The organism is Winogradskyella psychrotolerans RS-3 (assembly GCF_000427335.1).
Classification (GTDB): domain Bacteria; phylum Bacteroidota; class Bacteroidia; order Flavobacteriales; family Flavobacteriaceae; genus Winogradskyella; species Winogradskyella psychrotolerans.
This window is the reverse complement of the sequence record NZ_ATMR01000102.1, coordinates 26,085-43,286: the sequence shown is the minus strand read 5'-3', so window position 1 is coordinate 43,286 and position 17,202 is coordinate 26,085. Positions and strand designations below refer to the sequence as shown.

Below are 17,202 nucleotides of genomic sequence, written 5' to 3'. Positions count from 1 at the left end.
AAAAGAATAATGTATGTATTACCTATAGTAATTTACGAATTCCATTTTACTAACAATTAGATATTAAAAAACCATTTTCTTTTGAAAATGGTTTTTTAAAATTATTACAAACTTAAAATTTATTTTTTTACTAATTGCTGAGTATAAGAATTAGCTCCATCAGTAATTTTAACAATATAAGTACCAGTACTAAGGTCCGAAATATCATAAGAATCTTGAACATTATACTTTTTTAATAATCTACCACTAATATCTATAATTGAAATGTCAAAATTATTAGAATCATTTAAGTTAACCAAATCGATTTTAAATTCGCTATTTGTTGGATTTGGGTAAATAGCCGTAGCTACCTTACTAAAGTCACTTACACTTAAGACTCCATCAATTAAAATATCATCTAAACTTAATAAATTTCCGTCAGTATGGGTATTTACCCAAGCGAGAAAAATGGTTTCTCCATTATACGAACTTAAATCTACAGTTGTCGTTGTTACATTTTCTAAAAGATCATTCTCTGCCGCAGCAACAACTAGTAAATCAGTTGATAGATCTGCTTTAGAAGCCGTTCCTGTCGAAATCTTAAGTGTATAGCCGTCTGCCCAAGGTTCCACATCATGTGATCTTATTTTAAACGACAATGTAGCATTTGCACCTTCAGGTATTGCAATACCAGGTGTTACCAACCAACGATCCGCTGATGCAGGCACTGTGAACCATGACGTTGTGGCAGCCGCAAAGTTCCCTTCTTCAGCTTCCCAATCAACAATACTCCAAGCATCTGTGATAATTGGAGAATAACCTGATTGAGGAATATTTCCATCATTATACAAGGTCCATCCTTCTGCAGATAAATCTATTATAACCTCAAAATCTTCGCTAAAAAGGTTTTGACCAAATGAAAATAATGGAACTAAAAATAATACGAGTAATGTTTTTTTCATGTCTTTCAGTTTTATTTAATGATTAAATAACCAATTTATAAATTTTCTACTACTGAAACAAATTCAAAATGATTATTTAACTTTCTTATTCGAACTTGATAATAAAGACGTGTCTGAACTGTTATTTTATAAAAAATAAGATGAATTCATAACAAATTCATAAAGAAAAGAATTACTACTTTGATTACACATAATGGCTTACCATAAATTTTAGTCTCTAAAACTTCTTTAACCTGTAATTCAAAAAAAAAAAATCAGTTTTAGTAAAATCTGCTATTAAAGTTTGGGATCAATAAACAAAGTAGTGTGGGTTAGATTATTAATATTTTTCATCAAAAGGCACAAAAAAAGGGTTAAAAAGATTAAGCCGCAGGTTGTTATATTAATTCTAAAATCATAAAAATGCTTTTTTACAACATGTTATTCCTTAGTAAATCTTCTTAGTTAAATAAGCAACATTTAATTAATAGCCATAAAATAAATATCTAAAATAGAGCTGAATCCACTCCATTCATTACGAAAATAGAAATTTTAACTTTTACTCCTCAGAATAATTTGTAACTTTATACCTACTAATTAAAAAATCAAAAACACATGAAAAAAATTACTTTATTACTTTTTGCTTTATTTACATTCATATTTAGCAATCAAATTTCTGCACAATGTACGGTCGACTCAGCAGCAGGACCATACACTGATTTCAATGGCACATTTGGTGGTGCGCCATGTGACGATGGAACTGGATCTCCTTTTAATGAACTTACATTTTCAGCTTGGGCAGATGAAGCTTATTTAATGGACAATATAATATCTGGATACACTTACACTTTTAGCCTATGTAATGGTGATGGTGCTGGTACTTGGGTACCTAGCTATACAATTATTGCTCCTTCTGGTGCTACTGATGCTGTTGGTTTAGACGCAGGATCTACTTGCGCAATAACATGGACAGCTACTGAAGCAGGAACATATACTATTGTAATTTCTGAAGAAGGAGTTGCTTGTGGTACTTCAACAAATTCAGCAGTTAATAATGGATTTCCTGCTATTACTGGTACTGATGGAGAAAATTGCCCTGTTTGTAATGAGACTACAATACCTTCATCAACAGCAACTGCACCTTATCCTGCAGATGGAGAAACAGCTGTTGCAATAAGCTCACCAGACGGTGGATTATCATTTGAGTGGACAGCTCCAGCAATAGATGGTGAAACATACAATTTAAATATTGGCGGAACCAACCCTCCTACACAAACTCTTGAAGGGATTAACAGTGGTGACCTAATTACTGGTTTAGCTGTAAGCACTACTTACTATTGGAGTATTGATGTTGTTAATTGTTTTGGAGCAACAACAACTACAACTGTATGGAGTTTTACTACTGATGATACATTATTAAGTATTGATGAAAACGCATTAACTACTTTTAGTGTATACCCTAATCCAACTGCTAATATTTTAAACATTAAATCATCTCAAGAAATTGATAATGTTACAGTGTTTAACTTATTAGGTCAAAACGTTGCAAGTTTCTCTAAAAATGAGATTACTAATTCATCTATTGACATGTCTGAATTATCAAATGGACTTTATTTAGTTAAAATTACTTCTGGAGATAAAACGCAAACATTGAGAGTAACGAAAGAATAATCTTCTGATTACAAATATTAAAAATGAAAAAAGCGGCAATTGCCGCTTTTTTTTTATGTCTTAATTTAAAAATGATTTAACTTTTATTAGCCAACTGTCCACAAGCGGCATCAATATCCTTACCTCTACTTCTCCTTACAGTTACCGTAATATTATTAGCCTCAAGAACACTAACATACATATCTATGGCTTTTGAATCGGCTTGCTGAAATTCGCCATCATCAATAGGATTGTATTCTATAAGATTGACTTTACTAGGTGCGAATTTGCAAAACTCAACTAGAGCTTCTGCATCTTTTCGTTTATCATTGATACCATCCCAAACCACATACTCATAAGTTATTCTATTCTTCGTTGCGGCATACCAATATTGAAGAGATTCTCTCAAATCGCTTAAGGGAAATGTTGCGTTAAATGGCATTATAGACGTACGAATCTCATCGATTGCAGAATGCAGTGAAACTGCTAACTTAAATTTCACATTATCATCTGCCATCTTCTTAATCATTTTTGGCACTCCAGAGGTTGATACCACAATTCGTTTTGGTGACATTCCTAAACCTTCAGGTGATGTGATTTTATCTATGGCTTTAAGAACGTTATTATAGTTCATTAAAGGTTCTCCCATTCCCATAAAAACAATATTACTCAACGGTCTGTTGTGGTATAATCTACTTTCGTTATCTATAGCTACCACTTGATCGTATATTTCATCTGGATTTAGATTCCGCATACGTTTTAATCGCGACGTCGCACAAAACCTACAATCTAAACTACAACCCACCTGAGACGACACACATGCTGTAGTTCTAGTTGCTGTTGGTATAAGTACAGATTCTACAATTAAATCATCGTGAAGTCTTACAGCGTTCTTAATAGTACCATCAGAGCTACGTTGCATCTGATCTACCTTTATATGGTTAATAACAAAGTTATCTTCTAGCATTTGTCGTGTTTCCAAAGATACGTTAGTCATATCTTCAAAACTATAGGCTGACTTTTGCCATAACCACTCGTAAACCTGATTCCCTCTAAAAGCTTTATCTCCTTGTGAGACAAAGAAATCTCTTAATTGGTCTTTGGTTAGTGCTCTTACGTCTTTTTTCTTGGTTTCCATATTTTGCAAAAGTAGTGAATGTATTATTAAAATTGAGGCTTCTCGTAAAGTCGCTATGCTGCAAAGATAAAAATCTCAATTCATATCGATTTAGAGTATCATATTTGGTTTAAAGTAACAGGTGAACATCGGATGGCGCGTTAAGGATAAATGCCAAATTAAACATGTAATGTTGTCATAAATCGTTTCTTTTTAGCTTACTCTTTACAAAAAAATAGTACCGTAACACAGGCTATGCTAAGATTTTTTCGTTTCTATTAATCTAAAAATAATTCAATTTATTTATACAAAAATACATATTCAACTTGGCTATAGTGGAAAGCCCACAGAAATTTGGATCTTTTATCCAAATTACAAGGACTTGCAGCGAACAGCCTGACCCTTGGGTAACGCCAAAAATATTAAAAACAAAAAAAAGCCTCAATGAAGAGACTTTTTTTATAGTTTATGATTGCTGTGCTTAGATGATTAACATTGCATCACCATAAGAGTAAAATTTATACTTTTCTTTTACCGCTTCTTCGTATGCTTTCTTCATAAAATCATGACCTGCAAAAGCCGATGTCATCATTAACAACGTAGATTTTGGCGTATGAAAGTTAGTAATCATACAATTAGCAATGCTAAACTCATAAGGAGGAAATATAAATTTGTTAGTCCATCCTTCAAATTCGTTTAATCTTCCGTTTGATGATACTGAGCTTTCAATAGTACGCATTGATGTTGTACCTACAGCACAAACACGCTTTTTCTTTTCTATACCTTCATTTACGATATCTGCAGCACTTTTCTTAATTACAATCTCTTCACTGTCCATTTTATGTTTAGACAAATCTTCAACCTCAACCGGGTTAAATGTACCTAAACCTACATGTAAAGTGACTTCTGCAGTTTTAACACCTTTTATCTCTAAACGTTTTAATAAGTGTTTAGAAAAGTGAAGACCTGCTGTTGGCGCTGCGACAGCTCCTTCATTCTTTGCATAAATTGTTTGGTATCGCTCTTCATCTTCTGGCTCTACCTCTCTGTTTATATACTTTGGCAAAGGAGTTTCACCAAGTTGCGTTAATTTTGTTCTAAAGTCCGTGTAAGATCCATCATAAAGGAAACGCAAAGTTCTACCTCTAGACGTAGTGTTATCTATAACTTCGGCAACTAAAGTTTCATCGTCACCAAAATATAATTTATTACCAATTCTTATTTTACGAGCCGGATCTACTAACACATCCCAAAGACGTTGATCTTGGTTTAACTCACGTAGTAAAAACACTTCGATACGTGCGCCTGTTTTTTCTTTATTACCAAATAAACGTGCCGGAAACACTTTGGTATCATTCATTATCATCACATCACCTTCATCAAAATAATCGATAATATCTTTGAATTGCTTGTGCTCGATAGTTTGTTTTGCTCTATCAAGAACCATCAATCTAGATTCGTCTCTGTGTTCTGCAGGACGTTCTGCTAATAATTCGTCTGGAAGGTCAAAATGGAAATGTGATAATTTCATGTATATTATTTTTTTTCGAATTGCAAAGATACAATCTCAACATAGGCCTTGTCAAGTAAATAAGGGTTTATTTTAAATTGAACCCTATCGCTTTAAAATCTTCCCAAAATTGAGGGTATGATTTACTCACCACATCAGCGTTTTCGATAACAATTGGCACTTTTAAACCTAAAGGAGCAAAAGCCATGGCCATTCTATGATCATTATATGTTGCTATTGTTATATTACTATTAACTGTTTTTGATGGCTTTAAATGTAAAGAAAGGTCTGTAATGATTACTTCTGCACCTAACTTTTCTAATTCCGTTTTAAGCGCGACTAAACGATCTGTTTCTTTTATTTTAAGAGTATGTAAGCCTATCATATAACATTCTAATCCTAAACCAAATACTGTTACAGCTATGGTTTGTGCAATATCTGGTGCATTTTTTAAATCTAATTCAACCACAGAATTAATGTCAATATTTGATGATTTCTGAAGTGTAATCGATTCATCTAAAAACGTCGTGGTAACTCCAAATTTCTCATAAATATCAGCTAATACAGAATCTCCTTGCAAACTCTTGTTTTTATAGGCTCCGATAGTAATTTCTGTATCGACATCACTTAAAGCTATTAAACCATAAAAATAGGATGCTGATGACCAATCGGATTCAACAGTTAGTGTTTGAGGTTCTAGGTTTGCTGCATTAGGTTTTACTGAAATGGTGTTTTCTACAAAACTAGTTTCTACACCAATACTATTTAACAGACTCAAAGTCATATTAATATAAGGCACAGATGTTATTTTTCCTTTTAGCGTTAATTCTAATCCGTTTTCTAATTTAGACGCAATTAGCAATAATGCCGAAATATACTGACTACTCACATTGGCTTCTAAAGTAACCTTATGTTCCGTTAATTCTCTACCCTTTATTTTTAGAGGAGGAAAACCATCATTTTCTAAATACGTAATTTCTGCTCCTAACATTTTTAAAGCATCGACCAATATTTTAATTGGGCGTTCTTTCATACGAGGTGACCCTGTAATTACAGTTTCTCTATCCTTTTGAATTGAAAAATAGGCCGTTAAAAATCGCATGGCTGTACCAGCATGATGAATATCTATGAGTTCCGTTTCTGAAATCAATGCTTTTCGCATTAGCACTGAATCATCAGAATTAGACACATTATTGATACTAATCTGAGGATATAACGCTTGAAGTAATAACAATCGATTAGATTCACTCTTAGATCCCGTAATTTGAATCTTTTGGTGATTATTTAGTTTTGATTTTTGGATACTAATGTCCATAAGAAAGCTTTAAAATATAAATGAATTACAAAACTACTTTAATTTATCATTATTGTGATGCCTGTTGTGATCTCGTTTTGTTTTTAGATCCATTTTCTTATCAAAAGCAGCCTGTAAATCTATACCTGTTTGGTTTGCTAAGCACAATACCACGAACATTACATCAGATAATTCTTCTCCTAAATCTTTACCTTTATCACTTTCTTTTTCGCTTTGTTCGCCATAACGTCTGGCTATAATACGTGCCACTTCACCAACCTCTTCGGTTAGCTGCGCCATATTTGTAAGTTCATTAAAATAACGTACACCGTGTTCATTAATCCAATCGTCAACTTCTTTTTGTGCGTTTTTAATATCCATGTTTATACTTTAGTTAATACAATTTGTTCCGCTTGTTTTTCTACTATTTTGCTGTAAAAGGCTTTAAACGCCTTGCAATCTACTGGCAAAATTAAAGGATTAGTAATATCTAATTGCGACTTTAATTGCAAATATTTTCCGTTTTGCTGAACAAGATACGTAAATGTTACGTTAACATTATAAAACCTAATACTTCTGACTTAGGAAGAAATTCTACATCGGAGCCTTCTGACAGCAAAACATTAACTATATATTTACCTGTATCAGGGATTACCAAATCGATTGGATATTCACGTTCTTCCAATTTAAATGGATTTTCTTTCGTTGCTAAAAATAATAGAGAAAAAAGAGGAATACGTCTTATCAATAATTTTCTTATTATTTAAAGTTGCTGTGAGCTCCGTTGTCATTTTACATCTGTAATTATTAATGACAAAAAAAAGAAACTTATATCTTCATTGTGATATAAAAATGGCTGCAGAAGCAGCTGAATTTTTTATAGGATGTTTTTCTTTTAGTTAGGCGTTTAAAATTTCACTAAATCCATAATTCTGAGAACTTAAAAAGTTAAGACTATTACCAATGTAAATAGTGGGTCTTTAATTATTGTATTGGTGATTAGGTTGAATTATTATATAAGAAATCATTAAGCCTTAATTAATACCACTTTACTTTTATCGTGTTTTACAATCTGTTTTCTAAACTCTCTAAACGCTTTATAATCTTCCTTTGGATAGTTTCCTTTTAGTAGAATATAAGTTCTTGTGTATTTCAACTTATTGGCTTCTAATTTTTCTAATTTAAAACTATATGTACCGAACTTGGTTTTAATATCCTTAGCTTCTGTCATGGCTTCCACCTTAAAATCTTCTGGTAATTGAATAATAAATTCATCAGAGTCTTTAAAAGAACGCTCTACTTTAAATTCTAATTTTCGATCCGTATATCTCGAAGGAATGGAAGTCACCGTATTAAACATATTGGGTTGAAAAATAAGTCTATCACCACTCTTTGAAGCATAATTTGTTGCTGATAATTTAACCGCTTCACTTAGAACAATAATTTCTTTATCATTTATAATATTGATATTTTCAATAAAGATATTCTTGATATTATCCCAATAGTCCTTGTAATAGATATGCTGATCTTGTTCCGTTTTATTTTGAATACCATCATGCAGACTATACTGATAACCTGTAGTTTTAACAGTTACATCTGACGTAAAACCACCTGTTGCATCCATAATAACATTAGCGTTTGTTTTCTGAAGACTTTCGTCTGCTTCATAAATTTTAGTTCGTACTATTTCACCTCCTTCTGGCTTTACTAATAATACAGATCGATCATCCGTAAAACCAGCAGAAAACCCAAAAGGATTAGTTTGATTTGTGCACTCTAAAAAAATATTCTCACCATTATTAGGAACACAAAGAATAGCGTGATTCCCTTGAGCTGATGAAAACTCTTCATCAATATCTAAAATATTACGACTTCCAAAAACCAACGTATAATACGAAGGCACATCTACGGCTTCTAATAACGCTTTTGTATAGTTTGTTAAACCTTTACAATCCCCATAACCAAGCTTACTTACGTCGTCTGCCAACATCGGTTTCCAACCGCCTATTCCTATCTGAACACTTATATAACGTGTTCTATCTTGCATGTATTTATAAACCAATCTGGCACGCTCAATTTTATCATCTATACCTTCAGTTAGCGTTTTTACATCGTCTATAGCTGATTGCGGTAATATATCTGTACCAGTTAAAAGCTCTCCATAAACCCATTTTCCAAAATCCTGCCAATTAGTGTTTACACCTTCTACACCATTCATATTAAACTTCGTAAGTGCTGGTTTTACATTAGGAGTAAATGTAACGAGTGAAGGGCTATACGATTCGTAGTTAACCCCTGGAAAATTCTCGATTCTAAAATGATTCTCCGAGACTTCAATTACGTTATTATTCTCAATATTTTCCTTTTTAAGTTTTAAAGGTATTCCTGAATTATTTTCAATTTTATACTCGGCAAATTGAATGGCTAAAAAATAACCGTTGATTGGTCTCCATTGGGGAATAAAAGCCGTAGTATTATGTTTCACTTCAGATATAAACTCAATAGTATAAGGGTAACTAGTAGGTGTGTAATCGTAATACTTAACACGACTATCAGAATATAATGTTCCTCCACTTACAGCGCTATTATCTGTAAAGTCATTCTTTCTTATCTTCTTTATTTCTTCACCAAAACTATCGTAAACTCTAGCTTCTATCGTTTTAATACTTGAGTTTTCACTATAAAATTCTAAAGAGTTGGCATGCTTATCTCCGTATTTGTTATAAACTGTAACGATACGCTTTGTATGTACCACCATATTATCTATAGCATTTATCTCTATTTTTTGATTATCATACCTAACAATCGCATTAACTTTTGTTGTTAGTTCTTGTGGAGCAAGCATTGCAATATAGGTGTCTTCAGATTGAGAAAAGCCGAAAATCGAAAAAAACAATACATAAGAAAAAAGGTTAATCTTGCTAGGTAGTGATTTGAGCATTAGATAGTTTTGTCGGGTTAGTTCTACAATATAGAAAGGAAAAACAAACAGCCAAACTATTTCTGATATAAATCTCTTATGTTTCTAAATTATTCGATGAGAGCCCTATTTCTTTCTAAAGTTGATTGATAAATTTCAGTTTATAAATGAATACTCATGACTTTCAAACCGTATTAACTCATTTCTACTTACTGGAATGACAAATAAAATTTTAAAATTATATGCGTTGTAATTTGCTCTTGGGTATTACTCTTTATTTTTTGAGTCAATAATTATGGTAACCGGCCCGTCATTGACCAAATGCACTTTCATATCGGCACCAAAATCACCAGTTTGTATAGATTTTCCTAATGTCGTTTGAAGTGTTTTAATAAAGGCTTCATATAACGGAATTGCAATGTCTGGTTTCGCAGCTTTAATATAACTTGGTCGATTTCCTTTTTTTGTACTGGCGTGAAGTGTGAATTGACTTACCAAAATAACGTTTCCTTCAGAAGCTTTTAGGGAGATATTCATTACACCATCTTCATCCGGAAAAATACGAAGATTAGCTATTTTATTGCAGAGCCAATCAATGTCTTCTTGAGTATCCTCATTTTCAATTCCCAATAAAATTAAAAGTCCTTTTTGAATTGTTGCGACTTCAGAATCATCTATAGCAACTGAAGCTTCAGAAACTCTTTGTATTACTATTCTCATATATTAATAACTAAATCGAACCTTACTACGACTAACTAGAAACGATTACGCCTCATCCCAATTATCCGTTCTGTAATGCTCATCTTCTCCTTCTAAAATCTGCACATAACTTTTGTATCTTGAATAAGAAACCTCATTAGCTTCTAGAGCATCCTTTACAGCACATTTTGGCTCGTTGAGATGAATACAATTATTAAACTTACAATCTTGTTTTAAAGCGAAAAACTCAGGAAAATAATCGCCAACTTCTTCTTTTTCCATATCAACAACTCCAAATCCTTTAATTCCTGGAGTATCAATAATAACTGCATCGAAACTAAGATCAAACATTTCGGCAAATGTTGTGGTATGCTGTCCTTGGCTATGCTGCGAGGAAATGGCTTTGGTTTTTAGATCTAAGGACGGTTCAATAGCATTTACTAAAGTAGATTTACCAACACCGGAATGACCAGCAAACATGCTTACTTTACCTTCCATTAAGGATTTAACCTGATCGATATTTTTTCCTGTGGTTGCAGAAATACCAATACACTCGTAACCTATAGCTCTGTATACACTAGCAAGATATTTTACTTCTAGAAAAGTCTCTTCATCATAAGTATCTACTTTATTAAATAGTAACACTGTTTTAATAGAATAGGCTTCTGCTGTCACTAAAAACCGATCAATAAAAGTGGTAAACGTTGGAGGGTTATCTATAGTCACTAATAAAAACACCTGATCAATGTTTGATGCAATAATGTGCGTTTGCTTAGAAAGGTTAACCGACTTACGAACGATGTAGTTTTTACGCTCTTCAATTCGGTGAATCACGCCTGTATCCGTATTATTTTTAGTTTCTAACTCAAATTCTACTTTATCGCCAACAGCAATTGGGTTGGTACTTTTAATACCAGCCAATCTAAAACGGCCTTTTATTCTACATTCATAGAATTTACCATTTAGGGTTTTTACAGTGTACCAACTGCCCGTAGATTTATATACTGTTCCTGTCATTACAACAAAGATGGTCATTATTGTTTAATGGAACAAAAAAGCTCGCAAAATATACGAGCCATTTTCTTAACTTCTTATTGCTTTGATGAATTCTAACTGTTTTCCATCAGCTATAATGTTTATAATATAAATTCCTATAGTCAATTGTGACAAATCAATTCTTACGTTTTCTCTAATCTTTTGATGTGTTAAATTTTGAATTATTTGACCAGAAATATTGGCTATTGAAATTTTTACTTCATTATAATCTTCATTCAAATTTAATTGAAAAACCCCGTTTGAAGATGGATTTGGGAAGAGCTTAGGACGTACTTGATTTGACAATAATTTATAATTAACAGATGTTTCAATGCCAACTCCACATCGTGTCTCACTATAACAAACAGCTCTACAAATGGACTTACGACCATTTAAAAAGCCATTAACAACAGCCGCTTTAAGCTTTCCACCTTCAATCAATTCAATTTCTAAATGTTTATCTTTATTTAAGACTATCTCTTTGCTTTCATATCCGATATAAGAAACAGACAACGTATCTCCTGGATTAGCTTCAATTTTAAATTGACCCTTGTTATTTGTTGCAATTCCTTTGGTCGAATTTTTAATGAGGATACTAGCTGATTCTAAAGTAATAGAATCATTAGAAACAACTCCTGTTACTAAAATTTGCGCTATTGAAGTCACTGTAAAACATAATGCAATAATTAATATTGTAATTCTTTTCATGAGTAATTGGTTTTGGTTCATATACCAAACTTACTCGGAAGCTAAAAGTAAAAAAACGGACAATGCGTGAATGGTACATTTAAATGAGTAAACGCATCATATAAAAAAGGCTCGCAAATTGCGAGCCTTTAAATTTTAGTTATTTATAATCTTTTCTTGATGGATAATTGATTCTTGGTGAATCGCTTTAAACATTTTTAAAATAAATTCTTCACTAAGTCCTCTTTCATCTCCTTCTAACACCATTTTCCCTAAGATTTCGTTCCAACGCTTATTTTGTAACACGGCAACATTCTTTTCTTTCTTAAGTAATCCGATACCATCAGCAACTTTCATACGTTTGCCTAACAAATCAATAATCTGGTTATCTACAACATCTATCTGAGCTCTTAAATTATTAAGTTCAGAGTTGTATTCTGCTTCAGGATCTGATTCTTTTCTAATCTTCAAATCTTTCATAATCTGAACAAGACTACTTGGTGTTACCTGCTGTGCAGCATCACTCCATGCATTTTCAGGGTCAAAATGCGTTTCGATCATTAAGCCGTCAAAATTAAGATCTAAAGCCGTTTGAGACACTTCTAAAATCATATCTCTATTTCCTGTAATATGAGAAGGATCATTAATTAAAGGTAAATCTGGAAATCTATTTTGAAACTCAATCGCCAATTGCCATTCTGGTATATTTCTGTATTTCGATTTTTCATACGTTGAAAATCCTCTGTGTATGGCTCCCAAATTTTTAATTCCTGCAGAATATAATCTTTCAATACCTCCTAACCATAATGATAAATCAGGATTTACTGGATTCTTAACCAATACTATTTTATCTGTTCCTTCTAATGCATCAGCAATTTCTTGCATAATAAATGGACTCACTGTAGAACGTGCACCAATCCATAATAAATCTACATCATACTCTAAGGCTAATTTCACATGTGCTGCGTTTGCAACTTCTGTACAGGTTTTCATTCCTGTTTCTTCCTTAACTTTTTGCAACCATTTTAAACCTAAAGCTCCTACTCCTTCAAAATTACCTGGACGTGTTCTTGGTTTCCAAATACCTGCTCTATAGTAATTAACATCAGTATCTTTTAGCTCGTGTGCTATTCTCAATACTTGCTCTTCTGTTTCCGCACTGCAAGGACCTGCAATTACTAATGGATGATCTAGATTCATATCATCCAACCAAGTTCTCATTTCTTTCTTGTTTTCCATTTTGCTTTTATTCTTAATTACTATTGTATTCCGTTTAATATATCTTTTATGTGATTTGTTTTTTCCATTTCGTTATAAACAGCTTCAAAATCATTGTCTTCCATTAACTGTTTAAAATGCTTTAGATTATCTATATACTCATCTAAAGTCTCTATAACATTGGCTTTATTTTGTTTAAAAATTGGTGTCCACATTGCTGGCGAACTTTTTGCTAAACGCACTGTACTTGCAAATCCACTGCCTGCCATATCAAAAATATCGCGTTCATTTCTTTCTTTGTCAATCACCGTTTTTCCTAACATAAACGCACTTATATGTGATAAATGCGAGACGTAAGCAATATGCTTATCATGTGCTTTAGGATTCATATAACGAATCCGCATCCCTAAATCTGAAAACAACTTTAATGCTTTTTCTTGAAGTTTGAAGGCTGTTTCCTCTACTTCACATATAATATTGGTCTTGTATTTATACAAGCCATGAATCGCCGCTTTTGGTCCAGAATGCTCTGTACCAGCAATAGGATGCACTGCTAAATAATTTCTTCGCTTCGGGTGATTTCTCACTTTATCACAAATATCCTCTTTAGTAGAACCTGCATCAAAGACAATAGCGTCATCCGAAATATGATTTAAAACTTTAGGTAAAACATCTAAAGTTGCATCTACAGGAATTGCTATAATTACAATATCTGCTTTATTTAAATCTTCAAAATTTGCCTTTTCATCAATAACTCCTAATTGCAAAGCCTCTTCAAGATGTGCTTCAGTTGTATCAATTCCAAAAACCTTACATTCTGGATGCAACGCTTTTATGTCCAACGCAAAGCTCCCTCCAATTAATCCTACTCCTATAATAAAAATATTATTCACTTTTTACTTTTAATTTTCACTGCTTATTAACTATACTCTTGCAATGGCCTCTTCGATAACGTCTTCTGAAGCACATAACGAAAACCTTACATAGCCTTCACCATTGCTACCAAACACAGTGCCTGGCGTAATAAATATAGAATGTTCTTTTAATACTAAATCTGTAAATTCTTCCGATTTCATATGTGGTGGTAATTTTGCCCAAACAAACAATCCAGTAGCATGCTCATCGTAAGTACAATTAAGTCCTTTGGCTAATTTCCATACTAATGCTCTTCGTCTTTGATAGACACTATTTAAACTCTTAAACCACATTTCTGAACATTTTAAAGCTTCAATAGCTCCTTTTTGTATGCCATAAAACATACCCGAATCCATATTGCTTTTCACGCGTAAAACAGCACTTATAAAATCGTAATTACCAACTAACATGCCCACACGCCAGCCCGCCATATTAAAAGTTTTACTTAATGAATTCAATTCTAAACACACGTCCTTTGCATTCTTATACCTTAAAATACTTACGGGTTTATCATTCAGAATAAAACTATACGGATTGTCGTTTACGATTAAAATATCGTGTCGTTTTCCAAACGCAATCACCTTGTCATAAAACTTATTAGTCGCGTTTGCACCCGTTGGCATATGCGGATAATTGATCCACATAATTTTAACTCGTTTTAAATCTAAACGCTCTAAAGCAGCAAAATCTGGTTCCCAATTATTATCTTCCTTTAAGTCGTAAAACACAGGCTTTGCTTCCAAAAGTTTAGTTACTGAAGCATACGTCGGATACCCAGGGTTAGGAATTAACACTTTATCTCCTTTATTTAGAAAAGCCATAGAAATGTGCATAATGCCTTCCTTGCTTCCCATTAGTGGTAATATTTCGGTTTGCGAACTTAAATTAACCTCGTAATGCGTTTTATAAAAGTTTGCAATTCCTTCCCTCAGTTCTGGCAAGCCTTGGTAACTTTGATATTGATGTGCTTTCTCATCCAATAAACTATCTTGAAGCAGCATAGAAGCCTTAAAAGGCGGCTCTAAATCTGGACTCCCAATACCCAAATTAATAATGGGCTTGCCTTGTGATTTTAAAAGCGCCACTTCTCTCAATTTCTTAGAGAAATAGTATTCTTCGACATTTTGTAAACGTTTTGCAACTTCTATCATAGTCTTGCATTTTTATATTCTCCCAATATTTTAAAATTCTCAGCCATTAATCCTATTATAGACTTGGCTTTTTCATAATCTTTATAATCAACAAAAGTAACATCAACAAAAAACGCATATTTCCAAGGAGTATCTATTTTTGGTAATGATTGAATTTTAGTAAGGTTAAGTTTACAATCACTCAACACATTTAACAAAGCTGCTAAACTGCCACGTTTATGATCTAATTCAAACTTTAAAGATGCTTTATTAATATATGCGTTATCAGTATGATTATTTTCACGTCGCACAATAACAAAACGTGTTTCGTTATGTTTTATCGTTTGAATACTTTCTGCTAAAACATTAAGACCATATAATTGTGCTGCATTTTTACTCGCTATGGCTGCAATGCCTTTTAAATTTTGCTCTGAAATTTGTTTTGCAACATCAGCTGTATCTTTAGCTTCCACCAATTTTATATGCGGATACTCTCTAAAAAACACTTTACATTGTAGTAAAGCCATTGGATGAGAATGCACCTCTAAAATATCTTCAATAGATTGATTACTTAGCGCCATTAAACTATGCTGAATATCTAAATAACATTCACCAACAATACTTAAGTTATGATTATCAATTAGCGCATAATTAGGGATAATTGATCCTGCAATAGAATTTTCTAAAGCCATTACAATTTCATCCGTTTGCTCCTCTAGTAGTGTATCAATAACACTATCAAAAGTCATACATTCTACAACTTCAGCTTCACCATTAAAATAATGTTGAACAACTTCGTGATGAAATGAACCTTTAATTCCTTGTATTGCAATTGGTTTCTTCAAAATTTATTAATCTTATTTATATTCTAAAAACAGTTCAACATTTATCAACTTCTAAAAAATTGGCATAAAAAAAGTCCCGATTAAATCGAGACTTTTAAAACTATATTTTCAAATAAAACATACTCAGTCTCGTTCCTTTAGCTAAAAAAGAAATAAAACCAGTTATAATATGCTCTAGATATGTTCATATTCATTTTCCACATCAGTGGAAATCTTTAATTATAGGGCTAATGTAATTATTATTTTCACAAATCAAAATTGTTGAATTAGTTTTTTCCAAATAATTGCAAAGTTTTAAAGAATTAACAATAATTGCAATACAATATTCGGAAATACCTATTTTTGAATAAATTCTATCTGTATGTCAATCGAAGTTTCAAACATTACCAAATTATACAAAGATCAGAAAGCACTTAATAATGTTTCTTTTAAGGTAAATGATGCAGAAATCGTTGGTTTTCTGGGGCCAAATGGCGCTGGAAAGTCCACTATGATGAAAATATTAACCACTTATATTGAAGCTTCTGAAGGTTCTGCAAGTGTAAATGGGTTTGACGTGACTTCAGAAAAGAAGAATGTACAAAGTAGTGTTGGGTATTTACCAGAGCACAATCCGCTTTACACGGACTTGTATGTTAAAGAATATTTGAATTTTAACGCGAATGTTTATGGTACGCCTAAATCGCGCATAGAAGAGGTTATAGAATTAACGGGATTACAACCAGAGGCTCACAAAAAAATAAGTCAACTTTCTAAAGGTTACAGACAGCGTGTTGGCTTAGCAAATGCTTTGTTGCACAATCCTGATGTCTTAATATTAGATGAACCTACAACGGGTTTAGACCCAAACCAATTAGTGGATATTAGAAACCTCATCAAAAACATTGGAAAAGAAAAAACAGTGTTTTTATCTACGCATATTATGCAAGAAGTTGAGGCCATGTGCGATCGTGTGATTATTATTAATAAAGGGGAAGTAGTTGCCGATAAATACTTGAAAGATTTACGAGATGGCCAGGAACAAATTGTAATTGTTGAATTTGACTTTAGAGTAGAAGATGCCTTTTTATTAAAATTACCAAAAGTAAAATCGGTAAAGAACACCTATGGTTTTGTTTATGAAATCACGTTTTCCACTAAAGAAGATATGCGCTCACATGTGTTTGATTTTGCACATGATAATGAACTAAAGATTTTACAACTGAATCAGAAGAATGCGAGTTTAGAAAGTTTGTTTAGAGAACTTACTAAATAGTATAGTG

16 protein-coding genes are annotated in these 17,202 nt (G+C 32.6%); 2 read left to right on the top strand and 14 right to left on the bottom strand.

Features of this window, described 5'->3' with window-relative positions:
- Window positions 1–119 precede the first annotated feature (119 nt).
- Entirely contained in the window at window positions 120–941 is an 822-nt protein-coding gene (locus ADIWIN_RS10805; protein WP_020895200.1) for a T9SS-dependent choice-of-anchor J family protein, read from the bottom strand.
- A gap of 594 nt (window positions 942–1,535) precedes the next feature.
- Here ADIWIN_RS10805 and ADIWIN_RS10800 point away from each other — a divergent pair.
- The gene (locus tag ADIWIN_RS10800) at window positions 1,536–2,591 is read left to right on the top strand and encodes a T9SS type A sorting domain-containing protein (RefSeq protein WP_020895199.1); all 1,056 of its coding nucleotides are present in this window, start codon (window positions 1,536–1,538) and stop codon (window positions 2,589–2,591) included.
- Between the two features lie 76 nt (window positions 2,592–2,667).
- Here ADIWIN_RS10800 and rlmN read toward each other — a convergent pair whose 3' ends face one another.
- The 13 genes from rlmN to ADIWIN_RS10735 all read right to left on the bottom strand — a co-directional run bounded on the left by rlmN (window position 2,668) and on the right by ADIWIN_RS10735 (window position 15,940).
- Complete coding sequence (rlmN, locus tag ADIWIN_RS10795; RefSeq protein ID WP_020895198.1) at window positions 2,668–3,708, bottom strand: dual-specificity RNA methyltransferase RlmN; 1,041 nt, start codon at window positions 3,706–3,708, stop codon at window positions 2,668–2,670.
- Between the two features lie 460 nt (window positions 3,709–4,168).
- Window positions 4,169–5,218 carry a tRNA preQ1(34) S-adenosylmethionine ribosyltransferase-isomerase QueA gene (gene queA, locus ADIWIN_RS10790; protein WP_020895197.1) on the bottom strand — a complete coding sequence of 350 codons (1,050 nt, stop codon included), beginning with the start codon at window positions 5,216–5,218 and terminating at the stop codon, window positions 4,169–4,171.
- A 67-nt stretch (window positions 5,219–5,285) separates the two neighbouring features.
- Window positions 5,286–6,512 carry a 3-phosphoshikimate 1-carboxyvinyltransferase gene (locus ADIWIN_RS10785; RefSeq protein WP_020895196.1) on the bottom strand — a complete coding sequence of 409 codons (1,227 nt, stop codon included), beginning with the start codon at window positions 6,510–6,512 and terminating at the stop codon, window positions 5,286–5,288.
- Window positions 6,513–6,545: 33 nt separating this feature from the next.
- Complete coding sequence (locus tag ADIWIN_RS10780; RefSeq protein WP_020895195.1) at window positions 6,546–6,872, bottom strand: nucleotide pyrophosphohydrolase; 327 nt, start codon at window positions 6,870–6,872, stop codon at window positions 6,546–6,548.
- Window positions 6,873–6,874: 2 nt separating this feature from the next.
- Entirely contained in the window at window positions 6,875–7,003 is a 129-nt protein-coding gene (locus ADIWIN_RS21660; protein ID WP_020895194.1) for a hypothetical protein, read from the bottom strand.
- A gap of 515 nt (window positions 7,004–7,518) precedes the next feature.
- Window positions 7,519–9,432 carry a DUF3858 domain-containing protein gene (locus ADIWIN_RS10770; RefSeq protein WP_020895193.1) on the bottom strand — a complete coding sequence of 638 codons (1,914 nt, stop codon included), beginning with the start codon at window positions 9,430–9,432 and terminating at the stop codon, window positions 7,519–7,521.
- Between the two features lie 246 nt (window positions 9,433–9,678).
- Entirely contained in the window at window positions 9,679–10,131 is a 453-nt protein-coding gene (gene dtd, locus ADIWIN_RS10765) for a D-aminoacyl-tRNA deacylase (RefSeq protein WP_020895192.1), read from the bottom strand.
- Window positions 10,132–10,176: 45 nt separating this feature from the next.
- Window positions 10,177–11,127 carry a ribosome small subunit-dependent GTPase A gene (rsgA, locus tag ADIWIN_RS10760; RefSeq protein ID WP_040757063.1) on the bottom strand — a complete coding sequence of 317 codons (951 nt, stop codon included), beginning with the start codon at window positions 11,125–11,127 and terminating at the stop codon, window positions 10,177–10,179.
- A gap of 66 nt (window positions 11,128–11,193) precedes the next feature.
- Complete coding sequence (locus tag ADIWIN_RS10755; RefSeq protein ID WP_020895190.1) at window positions 11,194–11,853, bottom strand: carboxypeptidase-like regulatory domain-containing protein; 660 nt, start codon at window positions 11,851–11,853, stop codon at window positions 11,194–11,196.
- A gap of 135 nt (window positions 11,854–11,988) precedes the next feature.
- Window positions 11,989–13,071, bottom strand: a complete 1,083-nt coding sequence (locus ADIWIN_RS10750) for a bifunctional 3-deoxy-7-phosphoheptulonate synthase/chorismate mutase type II (protein ID WP_020895189.1) — start codon at window positions 13,069–13,071, stop codon at window positions 11,989–11,991.
- A gap of 20 nt (window positions 13,072–13,091) precedes the next feature.
- The gene (locus tag ADIWIN_RS10745) at window positions 13,092–13,943 is read right to left on the bottom strand and encodes a prephenate dehydrogenase (RefSeq protein ID WP_020895188.1); all 852 of its coding nucleotides are present in this window, start codon (window positions 13,941–13,943) and stop codon (window positions 13,092–13,094) included.
- A 30-nt stretch (window positions 13,944–13,973) separates the two neighbouring features.
- Complete coding sequence (locus tag ADIWIN_RS10740; RefSeq protein WP_020895187.1) at window positions 13,974–15,116, bottom strand: pyridoxal phosphate-dependent aminotransferase; 1,143 nt, start codon at window positions 15,114–15,116, stop codon at window positions 13,974–13,976.
- On the bottom strand, window positions 15,113–15,940 hold the full coding sequence (locus ADIWIN_RS10735; protein WP_020895186.1) for a prephenate dehydratase: 828 nt from the start codon (window positions 15,938–15,940) through the stop codon (window positions 15,113–15,115). Before ADIWIN_RS10735 ends, ADIWIN_RS10740 begins: the two co-directional genes overlap by 4 nt.
- 361 nt (window positions 15,941–16,301) lie before the next feature.
- Between ADIWIN_RS10735 and gldA the strand changes: the two genes are divergently transcribed.
- A complete protein-coding gene (gene gldA / locus ADIWIN_RS10730; protein ID WP_020895185.1) occupies window positions 16,302–17,195 on the top strand; it encodes a gliding motility-associated ABC transporter ATP-binding subunit GldA in 894 nt (297 codons plus the stop codon).
- Window positions 17,196–17,202: the final 7 nt, after the last annotated feature.